This is a genomic window from Halorubrum sp. SD612, assembly GCF_002135005.1.
Map to the genome: position 1 here is coordinate 1 of NZ_NEWI01000249.1, position 2,651 is coordinate 2,651.

General features: G+C 69.0%; 2 protein-coding genes. Both read left to right on the plus strand.

The features are described from left to right. Positions 1 to 378 (plus strand): DNA gyrase C-terminal beta-propeller domain-containing protein (locus B9G38_RS15905; RefSeq protein WP_303646246.1); only part of this gene is annotated, 378 nt, incomplete at its 5' end. Between the two features lie 317 nt (positions 379 to 695). Beyond that, positions 696 to 2,651: AMP-binding protein (locus tag B9G38_RS15915; protein WP_086221024.1), on the plus strand; the 1,956-nt coding region annotated here is incomplete at its 3' end.

Consider the following 2,651-nt stretch of genomic DNA (forward strand, 5'->3'; position numbering starts at 1 on the left):
GCCGCCATCGACGACGAGTACCACAACTGGGTGCTCACCGTCACCGAGAACGGCTACGGGAAGCGCTCCGACCTCGACGAGTACCGCCCGCAGTCGCGGAACGGGAAGGGGCTCGTCGACATCAAGACCGGCGACCGGAACGGCGAGGTCGTCGCCATCGAGTCGGTGACCCACGGCGACCACCTGATCGCCATGAGCGCCGACGGTCAGATCATGCGAACCCGCGTCGAGGAGGTATCGACGGTCAGTCGCAACACGAAGGGCGTCATCGTGATGAACCTCGACCCCGACGACGAGGTCGCCTCCGTCGACATCGTCCCCGAGTCGATCCACGCCGCCGCGGACGGCGACGACGAGGCGGAGACGGACGACGAGTAGGCACCGCGCTCGGCGGCGTCCGTTCGCTTTCCAGGCGCCACCGGTCCTCTGTGCGGGCTTGAACTTCCGTCGCGACGAGCGATGCCCACGGAACGACGCAGCGACCTCGCCGCGGGAATCGGTGCGCTCGCCGGCGCGACTGCCGGCTGCCTCGGACGGAACAGTGCCGAGCCGAGCCGCCTCGACCTGCCGGTCCGCGACGACGGCGACGCACCGGTGGACGTGGCGGGACCGTCGAGGTCGCGGGCGAGTACGCACACCTCCGGCGAGTCCTTCAGGAAAGTTACTTACTGTCGCCGCGAAAATCACCGAGCGAGATGGACGAGTACGAGGGGATAGACGAGGTCGTACACGAACCGAGCGAGGCGTTCGCCGAGTCGACGAACGTCGCCGCGTTCATGCGCGAGTACGGGATCGACGACTACGAGGAGCTCATCGAGCGCACCACCTCGGAGGTCCCGGGCGAGCCCGCGTCGGGCGTCGACTGGTTCTGGGACGAGATCGTCGACTATCTCGACATCGAGTTCTTCACCGACTACGACGCGGTCCGGGACGACGCCGACGGGCCGCAGTTCTCGGACTGGTACCTCGGCGGCGAGGTCAACGTCGCGCACAACGTCGTCGACCGCCACGCTGCCGTCGACTCGCCGAACCGGAACCGCGTCGCGCTGATCTGGGAGGGCGAGCCCGGAGACGTCCGGGAGATCACGTTCCACGAGCTCCGCCGGCAGAGCGACCGCGTCGCGAACTACCTGACCGAGGCGGGGATCGAGACCGGCGACACCGTCGGGCTGTATATGCCGATGGTGCCCGAGGTCGTCTCGATCCTCTACGGCTGCCTGAAGGTCGGTGCGATCGCCGTGCCGATCTTCTCCGGGTTCGGCCGCGAGGCGACCGCGACGCGGATCGACGACGCGGAGCCGTCCGTCCTGTTCACCGGCGACGGGTTCTACCGCCGGGGCGACGGCGTCCGGCTGAAGGGGACCGCCGACGAGGCTGTCGCCGACGCGGGTCACGTCGAGGACGTGGTCGTGTACGACCGGCTGGGGGCGACGCCCGCGGCCGACTCCGCTGACAGCGGGAGCGACGTCGACCCGGTCCCGTGGAACGACGAGCGCGACCGAACTTGGGACGAGGCGGTCGGCTCGCAGCCGTCGTCGTTCGAGACGAAGCGGCTCCCGAGCGACCAGGAGTCCATGCTGCTGTACTCCTCGGGGACGACGGGCGAGCCGAAGGGGATCGTCCACACCCACGCCGGCGTCCTCACGCAGTGCGCGAAGGAGATCCACTTCGGCTTCGACCAGAAGCCCGCTGACCGGTTCTTCTGGGTCTCCGACATCGGCTGGATGATGGGGCCGTGGACGCTGATCGGCAACCACGCGTTCGGCGGCACGGTGGTGATGTACGAGGGCGCGCCCGACCACCCGGAGCCCGACCGCTTCTGGGAGCTGATCGACCGGCACGGGATCACGCAGTTCGGCATCTCGCCGACCGCGATCCGCGCGCTCCGAAAGCACGGGGACGAGTGGGTCGACGAGCACGACCTCTCCTCGCTCCGTATCCTCGGCTCTACCGGCGAACCGTGGGACCCAGAGTCGTGGCGTTGGTTCCACGACGCGGTCGGCGGGGGCGACTGCCCGATAATCAACATCTCCGGCGGGACGGAGATCTGCGGCTGCTTCCTGATGCCGATGCCGAACCAACCCCTCAAGCCCTGTACCCTCGGCGGGCCGGGACTCGGGATGGACATCGACATCGTCGACGAGTCGGGCGAGTCGGTGCGGGAGTCGGGCGAGCGCGGCTATCTCGTCGCGCGCGACTCCTGCCCGTCGATGACGAAGTCGCTGTGGTCAGGCGACGAGCGCTACCTGAACGAGTACTGGTCGACGTGGCCCGACCTGTGGGACCACGGCGACTTCGCGCAGAAGGACGAGGACGGCTTCTGGTTCCTCCACGGTCGCGCCGACGACGCGCTCAACGTCGCGGGGCGGAAGGTCGGCCCGGCCGAGATCGAGGGCGTCCTCATCGACCACGACGCGGTCAATCAGGCCGCGGCCGTCGGCGTCCCCGACGACACCACCGGGACCGCGGTCGTCGCGTACGTCGTCCTCGAACCGGGCGCCGACCCGAGCGACGACCTCCGCGAGGAGCTCCGGGCGCTGGTCGGCGACGAACACGGCAAGCCGTTCCGGCCGCGCGAACTCCTGTTCGTCGAGGCCTTCCCGAAGACGCAGTCGGGGAAGATCATCCGTCGCGCGATCGAGTCGGTGTAC